Origin of the sequence: Streptomyces sp. NPDC050997, from assembly GCF_040660135.1 — a bacterium.
Taxonomy (GTDB): Bacteria; Actinomycetota; Actinomycetes; order Streptomycetales; family Streptomycetaceae; genus Streptomyces.
Genome location: NZ_JBFAGK010000015.1, coordinates 21,678 through 40,233 on the forward strand (window position 1 = coordinate 21,678; position 18,556 = coordinate 40,233).

Consider the following 18,556-nt stretch of genomic DNA (forward strand, 5'->3'; position numbering starts at 1 on the left):
GGCTACTTCTCCTGCTCCTTGAGCTGGGGCCGGCCGGGCTGCTCGCCGCCGCGCTCCTTGATGTATGTCTCGGTCGGCACCATCACCTTGCGGCGGAACACGCAGACCAGCGTGCCGTCCTGCTTGTAGCCCTTGGTCTCGACATAGACGATGCCGCGGTCGTTCTTCGACTTGGACGGCCACTTGTCGAGCACGGTCGTCTGGCCGTAGACCGTGTCGCCGTGGAAGGTGGGCGCCACGTGCTTGAGCGACTCGACCTCCAGGTTGGCGATCGCCTTGCCGGAGATGTCCGGCACGGACATGCCGAGCAGCAGGGAGTAGATGTAGTTCCCGACGACGACGTTCCTGCCGAAGTCCGTCGTCTTCTCCGCGTAGTTGGTGTCCATGTGGAGCGGGTGGTGGTTCATGGTGAGGAGACAGAAGAGGTGGTCGTCGTACTCCGTGACCGTCTTTCCCGGCCAGTGCTTGTACGTCGCCCCGACCTCGAACTCCTCGTAGGTACGCCCGAATTGCATCGCGTCACGCCTCCGGGATCTCGAACGTGCCGGTGCGCCGCATGCCGGCGGCACGGCCCTTGCCGGAGATGACCAGCGCCATCTTGCGGCTGGCCTCGTCGATCATCTCGTCGCCGAGCATCGCCGAGCCCTTCCTGCCGCCCGCCTCGGACGTGTAGTAGTCGTACGCGTCCAGGATCAGCTCGGCGTGGTCGTAGTCCTCCTGCGAGGGCGAGAAGATCTCGTTGGACGCCTCGACCTGACCCGGGTGCAGCACCCACTTGCCGTCGAAGCCGAGCGCGGCGGCGCGACCCGCGACCTCGCGGTAGCCGTCGATGTTGCGGATCTGGAGGTAGGGGCCGTCGATCGCCTGGAGGTTGTTGGCGCGGGCGGCCATCAGGATCTTCATCAGGATGTAGTGGTAGGCGTCCGCCGGGTAGCCGGGCGGCTGCTCGCCCACGACCAGCGACTTCATGTTGATCGACGCCATGAAGTCGGCCGGGCCGAAGATGATCGTCTCGACACGCTGGGAGGCGGTCGCGATCTCGTTGACGTTGTTGAGGCCCTGGGCGTTCTCGATCTGCGCCTCGATGCCGATCTTGCCGACCTCGAAGCCCATCGTCTTCTCGATCTGCGTCAGCAGGAGGTCGAGCGCGACGACCTGCTGGGCGGTCTGCACCTTCGGCAGCATGATGCAGTCGAGATTCTGGCCGGCCCCCTCGACCACCGTCACGACATCGCGGTACGTCCACTCGGTCGTCCAGTCGTTGACGCGCACCACCCTCGTCTTGCCCGTCCAGTCGCCCTCGTTGAGGAACTTGACGATGGTGTGCCGCGCGTCGGGCTTGGCGAGCGGCGCGCAGGCGTCCTCCAGGTCCAGGAAGACCTGGTCTGCGGGGAGGCCCTGTGCCTTCTCCAGGAAGCGGGGGTTGCTTCCGGGGACCGCGAGACAGGAGCGTCGCGGACGCAGACGGTTGACGGGCGTGGTCATGCGGGGACCTCCAGGGGGTCGAGCTTGTTCGCTTTCCGGATCTCGTCGACGATGCGGCCGATGATTCCGGTGATGTCGAAGTCCTTAGGGGTGAACACCGCGGCCACTCCGGCTGCCCGCAGTTGTTCGGCGTCACCATTCGGGATGATGCCACCGGCGATCACCGGAATGTCTGTGGCACCGGCCACACGCAGCCGTTCGAGTACGTCCGGGACGAGCTGGGCGTGCGAGCCGGAGAGGATCGACAGGCCCACCGCGTGCACGTCCTCGGCGAGGGCCGCGTCCACGATCTGCTCGGGCGTGAGGCGTATGCCCTGGTAGACCACCTCGAAGCCGGCATCACGGGCCCGCACGGCGATCTGCTCGGCGCCGTTGGAGTGCCCGTCCAGACCGGGCTTGCCGACCAGGAAGCGCAGCTTGCCGACACCGAGGTCGGCCGCCGTCAGGTCGACCTTGCGGCGCACCTCGGACATGGCCGAACCCTCTTCGGCGGGGACCGCCACCGGCGCCGACGAGACACCGGTGGGTGCCCGGAACTCGCCGAACACCTCCCGCAACGCCCCCGCCCACTCACCGGTCGTGACGCCCGCGCGGGCGCACTCCAGGGTGGCCTCCATGAGGTTGTCGGTGCCCTTGGCGGCCTCCTTCAGCTTCTCCAGCGCCTTGCAGGGACGCGGATGGTTGAAGGGCGGCTGGTAACGGGTGTCGCGCCAGTGCTCGAGCGAGGCGATGACCCGGGCCTCGACGGCGGGGTCGACCGTCTGGATGGCGGTGTCCAGGTCCGCGGTGAGCGGGTTCGGCTCGGTCGTCTCGAAGATGTTGACGCCGATGATCTTCTCCTGGCCCGACTCGATACGGCCCCGGCGCTCGGCGTGCGAGGAGACCAGCTGCGACTTGAGGTAGCCGGACTCCACGGCGGCCATCGCGCCGCCCATCTCCTGGATCCGCTCGATCTCCGCGAGCGACTCCTCGACCAGCTCGCCCACCTTGGCCTCGATGACCTTCGAGCCCTCGAAGATGTCCTCGTACTCCAGCAGGTCGCTCTCGTGGGCGAGCACCTGCTGGATGCGCAGCGACCACTGCTGGTCCCAGGGCCGGGGCAGACCCAGCGCCTCGTTCCAGGCGGGGAGCTGGACGGCACGCGCGCGGGCGTCCTTCGACAGGGTCACCGCGAGCATCTCCAGCACGATCCGCTGGACGTTGTTCTCCGGCTGCGCCTCGGTCAGGCCCAGCGAGTTGACCTGGACGCCGTAGCGGAAGCGCCGGTGCTTGGGGTCCTCGATGCCGTACCGCTCACGGGTGATCTTGTCCCATATCCGGCCGAAAGCGCGCATCTTGCACATCTCCTCGACGAAACGGACTCCCGCGTTCACGAAGAAGGAGATGCGGCCGACCACGTCGCCCATGCGCTCCTGCGGCACCTGGCCGCTGTCCCGGACGGCGTCCAGCACCGCGATCGCCGTCGACATCGCGTACGCGATCTCCTGGACCGGTGTGGCGCCCGCCTCCTGCAGGTGGTAGCTGCAGATGTTGATCGGGTTCCACTTCGGGAGGTGGGAGACCGTGTACGCGATCATGTCCGTCGTCAGCCGGAGCGAGGGCTCAGGCGGGAACACATGCGTGCCCCGGGACAGGTACTCCTTGACGATGTCGTTCTGGGTCGTGCCCTGGAGCTTGGTGATGTCCGCACCGTGCTCCTCCGCGACGACCTGGTAGAGCGCCAGCAGCCACATGGCGGTGGCGTTGATCGTCATCGAGGTGTTCATCTGCTCCAGGGGGATGTCCTGGAACAGCCGGCGCATGTCACCGACGTGCGCGATCGGCACGCCGACCCGGCCGACCTCGCCGCGCGCGAGGATGTGGTCGGAGTCGTAGCCGGTCTGCGTCGGCAGGTCGAACGCGACCGACAGGCCGGTCTGGCCCTTGGCGAGGTTGCGCCGGTACAGCTCGTTGGACGCCTCGGCCGTGGAGTGACCCGCGTACGTGCGCATCAGCCACGGCCGGTCCTTCTGACGCTCAGTCATCTGTGGCCTCCGCTGCTTCAGATGTTCCGGAAGCGGTTGATGGCGTCGACGTGCTGGGCGCGCTTCTCCGCGTCGCGCACGCCGAGGCCTTCCTCGGGTGCCAGGCACAGGACGCCGACCTTGCCCTGGTGCAGGTTGCGGTGCACGTCGTAGGCGGCCTGCCCGGTGTCCTCCAGGGAGTAGACCTTGGAGAGCGTCGGGTGGATCTTGCCCTTGGCGATGAGACGGTTGGCTTCCCAGGCCTCGCGGTAGTTGGCGAAGTGCGAGCCGATGATCCGCTTCAGGGACATCCACAGGTAGCGGTTGTCGTACTCGTGGTTGTAGCCCGAGGTGGAGGCGCAGGTGACGATGGTGCCGCCCTTGCGCGTGACGTAGACGGAGGCGCCGAAGGTCTCGCGGCCCGGGTGCTCGAAGACGATGTCGACGTCCTCGCCACCGGTGAGTTCGCGGATGCGCTTGCCGAAGCGCTTCCACTCGCGCGGGTCCTGGTGGTGCTCGTCCTTCCAGAACTTGTAGTCCTCGGCGGTGCGGTCGATGATCGCCTCGGCGCCCATCCTGCGGCAGATGTCGGCCTTCTGGTCGCTGGAGACGACACAGATCGGGTTGGCGCCGCCGGCGAGCGCGAACTGGGTGGCGTAGGAGCCGAGTCCGCCGCTGGCGCCCCAGATGAGGACGTTGTCGCCCTGCTTCATGTCGGCGCCGTTGCGGGACACCAACTGCCGGTAGGCGGTGGAGTTGACCAGGCCCGGGGCGGCGGCCTCCTCCCACGACAGGTGGTCGGGCTTGGGCATCAGCTGGTTGGACTTGACGAGCGCGACCTCGGCGAGACCGCCGAAGTTGGTCTCGAAGCCCCAGATGCGCTGCTCGGGGTCGAGCATGGTGTCGTTGTGGCCGTCGCTGGATTCCAGCTCGACGGAGAGACAGTGCGCGACGACCTCGTCGCCGGGCCGCCAGGCGTTGACACCGGGGCCGGTGCGCAGCACGACGCCCGCGAGGTCGGAGCCGATGACGTGGTACGGCAGGTCGTGCCGCTTGGTGAGCTCGGAGACCTTGCCGTAGCGCTCCAGGAACCCGAAGGTCGACAGCGGCTCGAAGATCGAGGTCCACACGGAGTTGTAGTTGACCGAGGAGGCCATCACGGCCACCAGGGCCTCACCCGGGCCCAGCTCCGGCAGCGGCACCTCGTCCAGGTGCAGCGACTTTCGCGGGTCCTTCGCGCGGGTCTCCATGCCCGCGAACATCTCCGTCTCGTCCTTGTGCACGGTGATCGCGCGGTACGACTCGGGGAGCGTCAGAGCGGCGAAGTCGTCCGGCGTCGAGTCCGGTGACTGGATCGCGTCCAGGATGTCCTTAACGGTCACGGTATTGCCTCCGGCGGATGGCGTCCTGAGGGAAGACGCTGAGGGTTACGGCGGTGCTGCTGAGGGTTGGGTGAGGGTGCCGTCGGTTCGGCGGACGTGCAGTTCGGCAGCGCGTTGTGGCGCGGGAGGTTGCCTGTGACGCAGGCGTCCGGGCGGGCAGACCGTTGGTTTGCTGGGACAGCCGACGTACGAATGGTCTCTGCACGCCGGCCGCCCGGACATATTCAACGTATGACACCGCGTGTCACCTCGCAAGGCACTGAGTGCCAGAATTTGCTCTCAGGTGAAATCTTTACGTAACAAATGAGCGATGATCGATCGAACGGGGCGTGAAAGGTGCCTGAAAAGGGCCCCTGACATGGCAAAACGGCCACCCCGAAGGGTGGCCGTGGTCACAGCGGTGCGGTGGGACTCAGCGGTGCTGCGGGGACTCAGCGGTCCCTGAGTGCCTCCTCGATGGTGCGCATGACCTGGTCGAGCGGGGCGTCCGTGCGGGCGACCGTCACCAGTACCTCGCCGTGGGTGGAGATCGCCGCCGCGGTGGGCTGGGCGGGCGTGCTGCGCCCGGCCCCGATGCCGGACCCGAACGTCTTCCGTACGATCGCGAAGGCGTGGTCCAGCTGTGCCTCGACGTCTCCCTGTCCGCCGGCCCGCAGCCAGCGCCGCAGCACATGGTTGTGGGCGGTGACCACGGCGGACGCGGCGACCTCCGCCAGCAGCGGGTCGTCGTTGGCGTCGTCGTCGTGCGCGTGCTCGTCGAAGTGGCCGAGGAGGTAACGGGTGAAGAGCCGCTCGTAGCGGGCCACGGAGGCGATCTCCGCCTCGCGCAGGGTGGGCACCTCGCGCGTGAGTGTGTAACGGGCGACCGAGATCTCCGGCCGGGCCGCGTACATCCGCATGACTTCCTTGATACCGCGGCACACCGTGTCGAGCGGGTGCTCGTGCGCGGGGGCGGCGTTGAGGACGGCCTCGGCCCGGATCAAGGTGTCGTCGTGGTCCGGGAAGATCGCCTCTTCCTTGGAGCGGAAGTGCCGGAAGAAGGTGCGGCGGGCCACCCCGGCCGCGGCCGCGATCTCGTCGACGGTGGTCGCCTCGTACCCCTTGGTCGCGAACAGCTCCATCGCTGCTGCCGCCAGCTCTCGGCGCATCTTGAGCCGCTGGGCGGCGGCGCGGCCGCCTGCGGCACTCTCCGGCGCGTCGGGCGTGGCTGGGGTACGTGCGGACTTGGCGGGCTGGGACATGACCCGAACGTACTGCATGTGCGCAGCTTGCCGCGCACGTCCGGGGGTTCCCCCACCCGGGGCGGGCGGGGGAGTGGCGGGCCACGAGGACGGGGGAGGGCTGCCGGGGTCGAGCAGCCCTCCCCAGTCCGTATCCGGGTCCTTGTGCGTTCCGAACCGGTCGCCCGGCCGGTCAGCGGCGGGCATATTCGCGGAAGCCCCGGCCCGTCTTGCGGCCGAGGCAGCCCGCGGCCACCAGGTGCTCCAGGAGCGGGGCCGGGGCCAGGCCCGGGTCGCGGAACTCGCGGTGCAGGACCTTCTCGATGGCCAGGGAGACGTCGAGCCCGACGACGTCCAGGAGCTCGAAGGGGCCCATCGGATAGCCGCCGCCCAGCCTCATCGCCGCGTCGATGTCGTCAAGGGACGCATAGTGTTCCTGCACCATCTTGATCGCGTTGTTGAGGTACGGGAAAAGCAGGGCGTTCACGATGAAGCCCGCACGGTCTCCGCAGTCGACCGCGTGCTTCTTGATCCTGCCGCAGACCTCGCGAACCGTCGAGTGGACGTCGTCGGCCGTCAGCACCGTACGGACCACCTCGACCAGCTTCATCGCGGGCGCCGGGTTGAAGAAGTGCATGCCGATCACGTCCTGGGGACGCGTGGTCGCGCGGGCGCAGGCGACGACCGGAAGCGAGGACGTCGTCGTGGCCAGCACCGCGCCCGGCTTGCAGACCTTGTCCAGCGTCGCGAACAGGTGCTGCTTGATCTCCAGGTCCTCGGCGACGGCCTCCACGGCCAGATCGACGTCGGCGAACGCGTCGTACGAGCCGGCCGCGGTGATCCGGTCCAGGGTCTGCGCGGCGGCCTCCGCGGTCAGCCGGCCCTTGTCGACGGAACGTGAGAGCGACTTGCCGATCCGCGCCTTGGCGGTCTGCGCCTTCTCCTCGCTGCGGGCCGCGAGCACGACCTCGTACCCGGCCTTGGCGAACACCTCGGCGATACCGGACGCCATGGTGCCGGAGCCCGCGACGCCCACGGAGCGGACCGTGCGGCCGGGAATGTCGAGGCTGCCGGACAGCGGTGTGAGGGCGTCCGGCACGACCGTGGCGCTGCCGGGAGCCTCGTACGTGTAGAAACCGCGGCCCGACTTGCGGCCGGTCAGGCCCGCCTCGCTGAGCTGCTTGAGGATCGGGGCGGGGGCGTGCAGCCGGTCGTGGGACTCGGCGTACATGGCCTCCAGGACCGTGCGCGCGGTGTCGACGCCGATCAGGTCGAGCAGCGCGAGCGGGCCCATGGGCAGCCCGCAGCCGAGCCGCATCGCGGCGTCGATGTCCTCCCGGGAGGCGTACTTCGCCTCGTACATCGCGGCGGCCTGGTTGAGGTAGCCGAACAGCAGCCCGTCGGCGACGAACCCGGGCCGGTCGCCGACCGCGACGGGTTCCTTGCCGAGCTCCAGCGCGAGGTCCGTGACCGCGGCGACGGCCTGGGGGGCGGTCAGCACGGACGAGACGATCTCGACCAGCTTCATCGCCGGCGCCGGGTTGAAGAAGTGCAGCCCCAGCACGCGCTCGGGGCGGGCCGAGTCGGCGGCGAGCCGGGTCACGGAGAGGGCGTTGGTGCCGGTCGCGAGAATCGTCTCGGGCCGCACGATCCCGTCGAGCTCACGGAAGATCTGGTGCTTGATCTCGTACGACTCCGGGGCCACCTCGATGACCAGGTCGGCGTCGGCCGCCGCACGCAGATCGGTGGAGGTACGGACCCGGCCGAGCGCGTCGGCGCGCTCGGCTTCGGTCAGCCGGCCGCGCTCCACGGCGCGGGCGGTAGCGGTCTCCAGGGCGGCGACGGCCTTGGCGGTCGCCGCCTCGCTGAGGTCGATGCCGACGACGTCGCGGCCGGCCTTGGCCAGGACCTCGGCGATGCCGGTGCCCATGGTGCCGAGGCCGATCACGGCGACGGTCTTCAGCGGGGACAGAGGGGTGTCGGACAGGGGAGCGGCCATCGCGGACTCCAGAAATGAGGGTGACGACTGGGAGCGCGCCCGGGGTGCCGAATGAACGCGGCCGAAGCCGAGACCTACGGGCGCACCGGGTGCGGAGAAGGAGTGCGGGTGTTGCCGGGCTGCGAGCGCACACGCCCGGTGCCGTGATGACGGGCGTGCACACGCCCCATGACGGCGGAACCGACCGGCCCTGTCCCGGGGCCGAGTCGAACTCAGGTACGCGATGTACCGAACCGACTGCTCCCGCGGTGGCTGCGTCACCAGGCCACCACGAGCGGATCTACGAGTGGGTAACTCGCTCGTATGAGCTTAACCGGTGGGTAACGAGCGCGCCAGCCCCCGAGTTTGTGATGTAGGTCCCGTCCGCCGGGTGACGCCCCTAATCTCGGGTCCATGGACGAAGAGTTGCGATCACTCACGGAACGCTTACGGCGGGAGGCGGGGGCGCCGGCCGGCTACGACCGTCTGGTGGCGATCGAGGACCTCGACGAACTGGCGGAAGTGCTCACCGCGCCCGGACAGCCGCTGTGGGCCAGGGAACTGGCCGCGTTCCGGCTCGGGTCGGCGGGCGACCGCCGGGCCTTCGAATCCCTCGTTCTGTTCCTCAACCACCGCGACCCGCCGCGCTGCGCCTCCGCCGCCCACGCCCTGGCCCGCCTCGGCGATCCCCGCACCGCCCGCGCGGCCGCCGCCCTGGCCACCAACGAAATGCGCGTCGCCTACGCCCTGCACCCGGTGCGCCTCCTGGTGGAACTGCGCGCCCCCGAGGCCGTGCCCGCGCTGATCACCACCCTGGAGCGGCGGCTGCGCCCGCACGACCCGTACCGGCGGGTGGCACTCGCCTGCGTGGAGGGGCTCGGCACACTCGGCGACACCCGCGCCAGACCGGTCCTCAACGAGGCACTGGCCCACCCGGTGCTCGCCGAGGCGGCCGTGCACGCGCTGGCCCGGATCCCCCGGCAGCGGCGATGAGACGGCCGCGACGATGACACGTCAGCGCGCGAGCCGCTTCGTGTACCGCACCTCGGGCACGGCCACCTCGTCCACCTCGAACGGCTCCTCGGTGCCGTCGGCGTGGAAACCGGCCCGTTCGTAGAAGCGCCGCGCGCGGGTGTTGTCCCTCAGGACCCACAGGAGGACGCGAACGTGACCGGCGGTCCGGCACCGGCGCAGCGACTCCTGGAGAAGGGCGTGTCCGATGCCGCCGCCGTACTGCCCGGGATCCACATAGATCGCGTACAACTCGGCGTCCGCGGTGCGGACTTCGCCGTCGCGGTACGGCCCGTGACAGGCCCACCCGACGAGCTCGCCCGCCCGCTCGGCGACCAGGTTCACCGCGCTGCCGTCGGCCTGTGCGAAGCGGGCGCGGTGCCGCTCGGCGTCCGTGGTCACGTCGAGGGAGTCGAGGTGTGACTGGGGCATCAGACCCCGGTACGCGCTGCGCCAGCCTCCGACGCGGATCTCCGCCACCCGTCCGCAGTCGGGAAGCGTCATGTCCCGCACCCGGACGGCCGTCACCGGGCGACCACCGCCCACGCCTCGATCTCCATCAGGAACTCGGGCCGGACCAGTGCGGCGACCTGGAGTGCCGAGGCGGCGGGTAGGTGGTTGTCGGGTATGTGGGCGGTGCGGGCCTCGCGGATCGCCGGCATGTGCGCCATGTCCGTGACGAAGTAGGTGAGTTTGACGACGTCGTCGAAGCTCGCGCCGGCGGCGGCCAGGCAGCGGCGGAGGTTCTCGAAGACCTGGCGGGCCTGGGCTGCGGGGTCCCCCTCGCCGACCGGCTTGCCGTCCTCGTCCAGGGGGAGTTGGCCGGAGACGGCCACCAAACGGCCGGTGCCCAGGACGACATGGCTGTACTGGGCGGCGGGGGCGACTCCGGCCGGGGCGGAAAACCTCGTCAGCTCACTCATGCGTCCATGGTGGACCATGGGTCTGACACCGCCCCGGCGGAACGCCCCCGCCGGACCTTCAGAAGTGCTCAGCCGCGGAAGCCGAGCATGCCGTGCAGGGCCGAGCCGCGTGCCGACGGCGACGCGGACTTGGCCGTACTCAGCGGCTTGGGATCGGGCAGCTTCTCGCAGACCGCGTCGGCCTCGCCGTGGCCGCGCGGCACCGTGCCGTCGGTCAGATACGCGGACAGGTACGTGTCCAGGCAGGTGTTCCCACTGAGCGTGATGCCGTGGTTCCCGCCGCCGTCCTCGACCACCAGGCTGGAGCCGGCCAGCAACCGGTGGACCGTCACGCCGCCCTCGTACGGGGTGGCCGCGTCGTTCGTCGCCTGGAAGAGCAGCACCGGCGGCAGCTTGCCGTTGGCGATGTTCACCGGCTTCCGCGCCTCGGTCGGCCAGAACGCGCACGGTGCGTTGTACCAGGCGTTGTTCCAGGCCATGAACGGGGCCTTCTCGTACACCGCCCAGTTGTCCTTGCGCCACTGGTTCCAGTCGCGCGGCCAGGAGACGTCACGGCACTGCACCGCGGTGTAGATGCTGTAGCCGTTGTCCCCGGACGCGTCGACGGCGGCGAAGTTCTCGTACGTCTCCACCAGCGGGTCGGCGTTCTTGTCGTTCACGTACGCCGCGAACGCCTCGGCCAGATAGGGCCAGTAGCCGTTGTAGTAGCCGCCCGGCATGAAGGTGTCCTCCAGCTCGGAGGCACCCACCTTCCCGCCGGCCGGCTTCTTGGCCAGGGCCGCGCGCATCGCGTACCACTTGGCCTCGATCTTCTCCGGATCGGTGCCGAGCTTGTACGTGGCGTCGTACTTGGCGATCCAGGCCATGAGGGCCCGGTGGCGGTCGTTGAAGGCGTAGTCCTGGCCGAGGTTGTCGTCGTACCAGACACCGGTGGGGTCGACGATCGAGTCCAGGACCAGACGCCGCACCCGGTCCGGATACAGCTTCGCGTAGACCGCGCCGAGGTAGGTGCCGTAGGAGTATCCGAAGTAGTTGATCTTCTTCGCGCCGAGCGCCGCGCGGATCGAGTCCATGTCACGGACGGCGCTGATCGTGTCGATGTACGGCAGCACGCTCGCGTACTTCTTGCCGCAGGCGGCGGCGAAGGACTTGGCGCGGGACAGGTTGGCCTTCTCGATCGCGGGCGTGCTCGGCACCGAGTCGGGCCGCACCGGGTCGAAGTAGCCAGGTTCGCAGTCCAGCGCGGGCTTGCTCGCGCCCACTCCGCGCGGGTCGAAGCCGATGACGTCGTACTGCGCCGCGACCGCCTTGGGCAGCGAGGAGGCGACGAAGCCGGCGAGCGTCAGACCGCTGCCGCCGGGGCCGCCGGGGTTGACCAGCAGCGGGCCCTGGTACTTCGTCGCGGTGTGCGGGACCCGCGACAGTGCGAGGGTGATCTGCTTCCCGTCGGGCTTCGCGTGGTTGAGCGGCACCTTGAGGGACGCGCACTGGAGCGTCGGATAGTCGGTGGTGCCGCACTTCTTCCAGGTGGGCTTCGCGGCTTGAGCGGTTTCCGCTTGAGCGGTTTTCGCGGTGCGCGGGGCGCTCGCGTCGGCCGGGACGGCCGTGAAGGTCCCGGCCACGACGACGGCGACACCGCACAGCACGGCTGCGCGTTTTCTCATGGAGTCCTCCCAGGACGGAGGGTCTTCGGACCGCGAGGGTCACGGTCCCGCCGCATCGTCCCGGAAAGCGGACCTGGAAGAACGCGTTCTGCCGATACTTGACCCAATTGGGTCGCGGTAAGCGCTCGGATGCCCTCAGATCAATGAAAGTTGTGTCGGTTCGGACAGACCGGGCTGTTCCGGCTCGGGCTCCCTTACGTCGCCATCGACATGTCGGCCATCTACCGCTCCTCGATCCGCACCGGCCTGCCCGAGGCAACCGTCGTGGTCGATCACTTTCATGTGGTACAACTCGCGAACAAGATGCTCTCCCTGGTTCGGCGCCGCACGACCGCCGAGATCTGCGGCCGGCGCGGACGCGCCAGTGACCCCGAGTGGAAAGCCCGACGCCGCCTGCTCCGCAACCGCGAAGACCTCGACCACGAGCAGTTCGAGCGCATGTGGAACCCGCTGCTGGACGAAGGGAAGATCGGACAGACGCTGCTGACGGCGTGGATCGCCAAGGAAAGCCTGCGCACCCTCCTCGCCCTGGCCCGCACCGACGCCGACCGGAACCAAGTGGGCCATGCCCGTTGGAAGTTCCTCACCTCGCGCTCAGGTGGCCGGGCCGGAAGCGGTCCGGCAGGGCTTCTTCGAAAGGAATTCCTGGATCTTCGGATACGGTCTCACCTTCGTTGCCTGTGGCCCTACGACGACGGCAAGCTGGAGCGCATCACGACCGGCGCGAACATCTTCGCGGGGGACACCGGACACAGCAACGCCAAGAGCGAAGGGATCAACCGCGTGATCAAGCTTGTCGCCCGCCACGCGTTCGGCTTCCGCAACGCCGACAACCAGCGACTACGGACACGTTGCGTCACCACGCGGCGAGCCCGCGGGCACCTCCGCACCGCTTAACTTCGAAGACCCTTCTCGTGTCCGAGGCGGGAGGCATGAAGCAGGGTCGTTTCAAAGTCCTGTTTGTAGGCGGTCTTCTGTACCTGCGCCACGGCGCCGACGACTTCCTTGGAGACCTGATAGACGTCCGGCGCCCGGTACGGTGCGCTGGCCAGCAGGGATGTTCGCGGCCACCGTCGACCGCTGGTGGCCCGAGAGCGAGGCGTTCATCGGGTGCGGACTTCGGGGATGTCGGCGTCCGCGCACCAGGACGGTGCAGAGGCGTCCGACTCGTCGACGGCGGGCTCACCCGTCAGCTTGAGGTGAAGCCAGCCACCGCAGGCCAGCGGCGTGGAAGTCCTCGTTGCCGGCCCGGAGTGAAACCCGGTTCGCGTGCGGCGGGAGAGCGGCCCGCGGCCGCCACCGGCGTCGTGCGCGGGCTCCTTCACGATGCCGTCTGCGCAAGCCATGGCTGCGATCGCCGGACGGCTCAGCGCAGCTCCTGGATGCCGGTCGGATTCCCCGCGGGATCATGGACGGCGCAGTCACCAACGCCGTAGAGCTGCCCGGTCGGCTCCCGGACGACCTCGGCGCCGGCCTGCCGCCACGCGAAGGTGCCGTCGCGGCCGGGGCAATGGAGATGGCGAATATCGACACCGCTCTCAACGCCGAAGAGATCCAGAAGGACCTGGTAGAGAGCGGCCTGCGGATCCAGGACGAAGTCCGCGCCGACGGCTGCACCGGTTCCTGCAGGCCGCGAACTACCCTTCCCTGGCGGCGTACTGCCGCGACTCGGGCATGCGGCGTCAACGGTCACACCTCCAGTAGATCCCGGGCCTTCACCGGGAGCCCCGTCTCGAAGGACTGGTTCGCGGCCAGCGCGGTGACCAGGGACCGGGCCCCGTCGGTCGCGCTCGCCGCCCGGCCGAGCGGGTCCGGACCGCCGGTGGGCGGCCCGCCGAACAGGTCCTCGAGCATGCGGACATCGCCCCCGCCGTGGCCGCCCTCTCCCGTCGTGACCTTCACCTCGGTCGGCTGCTCCCAGAACCGGCGCAGCAGCAGCTGCGTACGCCCGGCGTCGTCGCCGACCGCCGTCCCGTGCATGACGGCGCTCGCGCCGCCCGTCCGTGCCCGGGGCCGGGTCCAGGTGGATTCCTCGACGAGCAGTTCGAGGCGTCCCGTGCTGCCGTTGAAGGCGATCCGGTAGCCCTCCCAGGGGGCGTAAGCGGTGAGGTGGTAGGTGAGGGTGGCGCCGGAGGCGTAGCGGACCAGCACCGCCATGTCGTCCTCGATCGTCACTCCCGGGCCGAAGACGTTCTGGTCGCGGTGGTAGCCGTCCTCGGTCTCCGCGTCGAGGTAGAGCGCGCTGAGCACGGGCGAGTCCGCCAGACGTACGGCGAAGGGGTCGCCCTCGGCGGCGGGAGAGCCGTGGGCGCGGGCGTAGTCGCGGGCGAGGTTGCGGCGCCGACCGGCCTCGTCGCCGTAGAAGAACAGCCCGCCCTGCGCGTAGACGGTCTCCGGCGCCGTGCCCAGCCACCAGTTGACCAGGTCGAAGTGGTGACTGGCCTTGTGGACCATCAGGCCGCCGGAGTTGGCCTTGTCGCGGTGCCAGCGGCGGAAGTAGTCGGCGCCGTGGCGCAGGTCGAGAAGCCACTCGAAGTGCACCGAGCCGATCTCGCCGATCGCCCCGGACGCGAGGGTCTCCTTCACGGCGGCGTGCAGCGGGTTGTAGCGATAGTTGAACGCGACCTGCACTTCGCGGCCGGTGCGGCGCTTCGCGTCCAGGATGCGGCGGGCGCGGGGCGCGTCCGTGGTCATCGGCTTCTCGGTGACCACATCGCAGCCAGCCTCGAGTGCCCGCACGATGTAGTGGTCATGGGTGCGGTCCACGCTGCACACCACCACGAGGTCGACGCGTTCGCGGCGCAGCATCTCCTCGAAGTCCTCGGCCGCGTACGCGGGTACGTCCGCCCCGATCCACTGGCTGTGGACGGCCATGCGGTGGGCGTTGACATCGCAGAAGCCGACCAGCTCGGCCCGGTCCGCGTAGGGACCGGACAGCGCCTGGGTGAAGAGCTGGGCGCGGGCGCCAAGCCCCACCACGGCGCAGCGGCGACGGCGTGCGGTGTCGGGGATCATACGTTCTCCGTTCGGCGGGGTTCCGGGACGTGGGGTGCGGGTACGGACGCGGGCGCGGCGGGCGCGTCGCCGTGGTCGGGGACCGGCAGTCTGGCTCCGCCCTGCTGCGCGGACCGGTGGGCGGTGATGCCCGGCAGGGTGTAGCGGGCGGCGACCCAGGCGTTGACCGGCGGCAGGGTGTGGGTGTTGACGGCCGTCACGAAGTCGTCGACGAGGAAGTGGTGACTGCCCTCGTGGCCGTTGTGGACGTGGCTGAACTCCTCGGGCAGCCGGGAGCGGTCGTGCACCGGTGCCGTTCCGGAGACGAAGGCGTCCCGCAGGGCGGGGGCTATGTGCTCCAGCGACGGGTCGTCGGTGGGGAGGGACCGGACGGGGCGCAGATGTTCGCTGACGTCCTCGACGCCCTCCTTGTTCTGCCACACGCTGTACGTCGCGAGCTGCTCGAAGCTGCCCTCGGTGCCGAAGAACCGGAACCTGGACTCGCGCTTGCGGGAGGGGTATCCGACCCGGCGGAACTCGTTGATACGGAACGATCCGCCGCCCGCGACCTCGAACAGGGCGGTGGCGTTGGAGAAGTCGTTGCCGAACTGGCTGACCCCCTTGTCGAAGACGCCGTCGTCGCGGTCGTCGGTGACACCGATCGCCGAGACGCTCACCGCGTGGGTGCTCCAGGCGCCCAGCACGCCGCCGATGGAATGGGTCGGGTAGAGCAGCGGCGGATAGCTGGCGGTGGACTTCCAGTCCTCGCCGCCGCTGTACTGGTAGGCCTCGTAGAAGCCCAGGTCCATGTCGTGGACGTAGTCGCCCTCGGCGTAGAACAGCCGCCCGAAGCCGCCGTCGGCTATCCGGGTGCGGGCGTAGACGGTCGCCGGGTTGTAGTGGCTGGTCTCGCCCATCATGTACGTCAGCCCGGTGTCCCGTACCACCTCGATGATCGCGGCGATCTCCTCCTCGGTGACCGCCATCGGCACCGCCGAGTACACGTGCTTCCCGGCGCGCAGGGCCTGGACGACGAGCGGGCCGTGGGTCCAGCGCTGGGTGAAGATCGCCACCGCGTCCACGGACGGCGACGCCAGCATGGCTTTGTAGGAGGGGAAGGTGCCTGCTAGCCGTTCTTCGGTGGCGACGTGCTCGGCCCGTTCGGGGAGCAGGTCGGTGACATGGACGTCGGCGACGCCGGGATGGAGGTGGAACAGCTTGGCGAACTGACCGGCGAACTGCCCGGCGCCGACGATGCCAAGGGAGAACGGCATGGAATGGCCCTTTCGGATGGGTCACTTGGGGGCGTATGGGTGGTCACAGCGGCAGTGGCCGCCACATGTCGGTGGCGGTCGCCGCGAGGGTGAGCGGCCCGAGGACGATGAGCAGCAGGACCGGGGACATGGTCAGCAGTACGGTGACGGCGACCGCGGATCCGGCCAGCAGTACGGGCACGAGGGGCTGCTCCGGTATGGAGCGGAACGCCGCGACGAGGACGGTCCGCCAGGGCATTCCCTCCCGCCACCCGGCGGCGCAGCGCAGGCCCAGCGCCGCGAGGACCGCGGTGGCCACGGCGAAGGCCGTTCCCAGCCCGGGGCCGTGGGCATCCAGGGCGATGGTGTCCAGCCACAGCAGGGCCACCACACCGGCGGGGACCAGCACGACGGCGGGCCCCGAGCACAGCACCTGGCGCAGCGCGGCGAACAGGTTCGCCGACGTCACCCCGGGGCCCCCGTGGGCCTGTTCGCGCAGCACCGTACAGCCGGCCACCAGCGCCGGGTAGGCGGTGACCACCGGGAGTGAGAAGAGCAGCAGGAACACCCCGAGCAGCAGGCAGTCCGCGAAGAGGTGAAAGCGGGAACTACGCACGACAGCGCACCTAGCCCTTCAGCCCGGAGGTCTGGACGCCCTCCACCAGCAGGCGCTGGAAGGCGAGGAAGAACAGCAGCACCGGCAGCAGGGCGATGACCGACATCGCGAACATCGGGCCGTAGGCGGAGCTGTCGGTCTGGTCGACGAAGAGCCGCAAGCCGAGTTGCAGCGTGTACATCTTCGGGTCGGTGAGGTAGATCAGCTGGGAGAAGAAGTTGTTCCAGCTGGAGATGAACGAGAAGATCGTCGTGGTGACGAGGGCCGGCTTGAGCAGCGGCAGGATGATGTACCAGAAGGTCCGGTAGGGGCCGCAGCCGTCGAGTACGGCTGCCTCGTCGAGTTCGCGCGGCAGCGAGCGGACGAACTGGACGATCAGGAAGACGAAGAACGCCTCGGTGGCCAGGAAGTGCGGCAGGATGAGCGGCAGGTATGTCCCGAGCATGCCGAGCTTCTGGTAAATGACGTACTGCGGGATGAGCATCACGTGCATCGGCAGCATCAGCGTGCTGATCATCACGGAGAAGTAGAGCCCACGGCCACGGAATCGGAGCCGGGCGAAGGCGTAGCCGGCGAGCGAGCAGGTGAGGATGTTCCCGAGCACGGAGCCGCAGGCGAGGAACAGAGAGTTGCCGAAGAGCCGCCACAGGGTCAGTCCGCTGATCCCGTCCGCCGCTTTGGAGTAGTTGCCCGGGGTGAAGACCTTGGGGACGGGGCTGAGGTTCGAGAGGATCTCGGTACCCGACTTGAGCGACGCGGTGAACAGCCACAGCAGCGGGTAGAGCAGCACCAGGCCGATCGCCACGCAGATGATGTGCCAGGCCAGCGAGCGCACGGGTATGCGGTTGGGGTTACGGACCCGGGTCGTCGCGGTCGTCATCACGCATCATCCTGTCCGTAGAAGACCCACAACTTGGCGCTGCGGAAGACGCCGTAGGTGACCACCGCGATGACGACCAGCAGCAGCCAGGCCATCGCCGCCGAATAGCCCATGTGGAAGTTGGTGAATCCCTGCTGGTACAGGTAGAGCGAGTAGAACAACGTCGAGTTGGATGGGCCCCCGGTGCCGCCGCTGATCACGAACGCGGAGGTGAACGACTGGAAGGAGTGGATGATCTCCATGACCAGGTTGAAGAAGAGCACCGGTGACAGCATCGGCAGGGTGATCGAGAAGAACGTGCGCATCTTGCCCGCGCCGTCGAGGGAGGCCGACTCGTACAGCTCCCTCGGGATCTGTTTCAGCCCGGCCAGGAAGATCACCATGGGTGCGCCGAACTGCCAGACCGTCAGCAGCACCAGCGGGTACATGGCGTAGTCCGGGTTGTCGGTGAGGCCGCCGACATGCCAGCCGAAGAAGGACGTGGTGCGGTCGGTGAGCCCGCCGGTGGCGAACAGCGACCGCCACACCAGGGCGACGCTGACGCTGGCGCCGAGCAGCGAGGGAGCGTAGAACGCGGCGCGGTACAGGCCGACTCCGCGGCTGGCGCGGTTCAGCAGCAGCGCGACGCCGAGTGCCGCCGCCAGCTTGAGCGGGCCACCGATGAGGACGAACTTCAGGGTGACCTTGGCAGAGGTGAGGAACTTGTCGTCCTCGAACATGTAGCGGTAGTTGGCAAGGCCCACCCAATGCGGCCTGGAGAACAGGTCGTAGTCGGTGAACGACAGATACAGCGAGATGAGCATGGGGCCGAGCGTCAGCACGACTGCGCCGATCAGCCACGGGGCCAGGAAGACGTGTCCCGCTACAGCTTGGGAACGACGGCGCCTGGACGGCGGCTCTACAGCGGAAGTGCCGCCACTCGGGCGGGGCATGGGGCGGCGCGGCGCGGTCGCCTGGGCCATCGGGGTCCACTCCTCCACAGTGAGGCTGGATGTCGGTGGCAACGATTGCATGCGCCGTTCCCGTCGGCAAGGGGTGTGATGGACCTACATTTTGGCTGCTGATTCCGTCGGTCTCATTGACTGGAGCGTTCCGACGGGCATACGTTCCCCGCCAGTTGGAAACAGAGTGGCAACGTTTGCAGCCG

Annotated in this window: 17 protein-coding genes; 2 read left to right on the forward strand and 15 right to left on the reverse strand. The window is 68.9% G+C overall.

The window, feature by feature from the left end:
- Positions 1–2 precede the first annotated feature (2 nt).
- The 6 genes from AB0H86_RS29310 to AB0H86_RS29335 all read right to left on the reverse strand — a co-directional run bounded on the left by AB0H86_RS29310 (position 3) and on the right by AB0H86_RS29335 (position 8,089).
- Positions 3–515 carry a MaoC family dehydratase gene (locus AB0H86_RS29310; protein ID WP_362445142.1) on the reverse strand — a complete coding sequence of 171 codons (513 nt, stop codon included), beginning with the start codon at positions 513–515 and terminating at the stop codon, positions 3–5.
- Positions 516–519: 4 nt separating this feature from the next.
- Positions 520–1,485 (reverse strand): CoA ester lyase, encoded by a 966-nt coding sequence (locus AB0H86_RS29315; RefSeq protein ID WP_362445145.1) that lies wholly within the window; start codon positions 1,483–1,485, stop codon positions 520–522.
- Positions 1,482–3,509, reverse strand: a complete 2,028-nt coding sequence (locus AB0H86_RS29320) for a protein meaA (protein ID WP_362445148.1) — start codon at positions 3,507–3,509, stop codon at positions 1,482–1,484. The genes AB0H86_RS29315 and AB0H86_RS29320 overlap by 4 nt, the downstream gene beginning before the upstream one ends.
- 17 nt (positions 3,510–3,526) lie before the next feature.
- Positions 3,527–4,870 (reverse strand): crotonyl-CoA carboxylase/reductase, encoded by a 1,344-nt coding sequence (ccrA, locus tag AB0H86_RS29325; RefSeq protein WP_362445151.1) that lies wholly within the window; start codon positions 4,868–4,870, stop codon positions 3,527–3,529.
- A gap of 431 nt (positions 4,871–5,301) precedes the next feature.
- On the reverse strand, positions 5,302–6,111 hold the full coding sequence (locus tag AB0H86_RS29330; RefSeq protein ID WP_362445154.1) for a TetR family transcriptional regulator: 810 nt from the start codon (positions 6,109–6,111) through the stop codon (positions 5,302–5,304).
- A gap of 172 nt (positions 6,112–6,283) precedes the next feature.
- Positions 6,284–8,089, reverse strand: coding sequence for a 3-hydroxybutyryl-CoA dehydrogenase (locus tag AB0H86_RS29335; RefSeq protein ID WP_362445158.1), 1,806 nt, complete (start codon positions 8,087–8,089; stop codon positions 6,284–6,286).
- A 393-nt stretch (positions 8,090–8,482) separates the two neighbouring features.
- Here AB0H86_RS29335 and AB0H86_RS29340 point away from each other — a divergent pair, with 393 nt between their 5' ends.
- Positions 8,483–9,061, forward strand: coding sequence for an adenylosuccinate lyase (locus AB0H86_RS29340; RefSeq protein WP_362445161.1), 579 nt, complete (start codon positions 8,483–8,485; stop codon positions 9,059–9,061).
- 21 nt (positions 9,062–9,082) lie between these two features.
- Here the strand turns inward: AB0H86_RS29340 and AB0H86_RS29345 are convergent, their stop codons facing one another.
- The 3 genes from AB0H86_RS29345 to AB0H86_RS29355 form a co-directional block, all read right to left on the reverse strand.
- The gene (locus AB0H86_RS29345) at positions 9,083–9,583 is read right to left on the reverse strand and encodes a GNAT family N-acetyltransferase (protein WP_362445164.1); all 501 of its coding nucleotides are present in this window, start codon (positions 9,581–9,583) and stop codon (positions 9,083–9,085) included.
- Between the two features lie 20 nt (positions 9,584–9,603).
- Positions 9,604–10,002 (reverse strand): RidA family protein, encoded by a 399-nt coding sequence (locus AB0H86_RS29350; RefSeq protein WP_362445167.1) that lies wholly within the window; start codon positions 10,000–10,002, stop codon positions 9,604–9,606.
- A 68-nt stretch (positions 10,003–10,070) separates the two neighbouring features.
- On the reverse strand, positions 10,071–11,666 hold the full coding sequence (locus tag AB0H86_RS29355) for an alpha/beta hydrolase (RefSeq protein WP_362445170.1): 1,596 nt from the start codon (positions 11,664–11,666) through the stop codon (positions 10,071–10,073).
- Between the two features lie 150 nt (positions 11,667–11,816).
- Here AB0H86_RS29355 and AB0H86_RS29360 point away from each other — a divergent pair, with 150 nt between their 5' ends.
- On the forward strand, positions 11,817–12,563 hold the full coding sequence (locus AB0H86_RS29360) for a transposase (protein WP_362445173.1): 747 nt from the start codon (positions 11,817–11,819) through the stop codon (positions 12,561–12,563).
- A gap of 469 nt (positions 12,564–13,032) precedes the next feature.
- Here the strand turns inward: AB0H86_RS29360 and AB0H86_RS29365 are convergent, their stop codons facing one another.
- Genes AB0H86_RS29365 through AB0H86_RS29390 form a run of 6 tightly spaced genes read right to left on the reverse strand, consistent with a single transcriptional unit; the run spans position 13,033 to position 18,341 of the window.
- The gene (locus AB0H86_RS29365; RefSeq protein WP_362445176.1) at positions 13,033–13,359 is read right to left on the reverse strand and encodes a glyoxalase; all 327 of its coding nucleotides are present in this window, start codon (positions 13,357–13,359) and stop codon (positions 13,033–13,035) included.
- A complete protein-coding gene (locus tag AB0H86_RS29370; RefSeq protein WP_362445179.1) occupies positions 13,356–14,681 on the reverse strand; it encodes a Gfo/Idh/MocA family oxidoreductase in 1,326 nt (441 codons plus the stop codon). The genes AB0H86_RS29365 and AB0H86_RS29370 overlap by 4 nt, the downstream gene beginning before the upstream one ends.
- The gene (locus AB0H86_RS29375; protein WP_362445182.1) at positions 14,678–15,934 is read right to left on the reverse strand and encodes a Gfo/Idh/MocA family oxidoreductase; all 1,257 of its coding nucleotides are present in this window, start codon (positions 15,932–15,934) and stop codon (positions 14,678–14,680) included. The genes AB0H86_RS29370 and AB0H86_RS29375 overlap by 4 nt, the downstream gene beginning before the upstream one ends.
- Positions 15,935–15,977: 43 nt before the next feature.
- Positions 15,978–16,529: a hypothetical protein gene (locus AB0H86_RS29380; protein WP_362445185.1), complete on the reverse strand. Its 552-nt coding sequence runs from the start codon at positions 16,527–16,529 to the stop codon at positions 15,978–15,980.
- A gap of 10 nt (positions 16,530–16,539) precedes the next feature.
- Positions 16,540–17,409 (reverse strand): carbohydrate ABC transporter permease, encoded by an 870-nt coding sequence (locus AB0H86_RS29385; RefSeq protein ID WP_362445188.1) that lies wholly within the window; start codon positions 17,407–17,409, stop codon positions 16,540–16,542.
- The gene (locus AB0H86_RS29390) at positions 17,409–18,341 is read right to left on the reverse strand and encodes a sugar ABC transporter permease (protein ID WP_362445625.1); all 933 of its coding nucleotides are present in this window, start codon (positions 18,339–18,341) and stop codon (positions 17,409–17,411) included. The genes AB0H86_RS29385 and AB0H86_RS29390 overlap by 1 nt, the downstream gene beginning before the upstream one ends.
- Positions 18,342–18,556 lie beyond the last annotated feature (215 nt).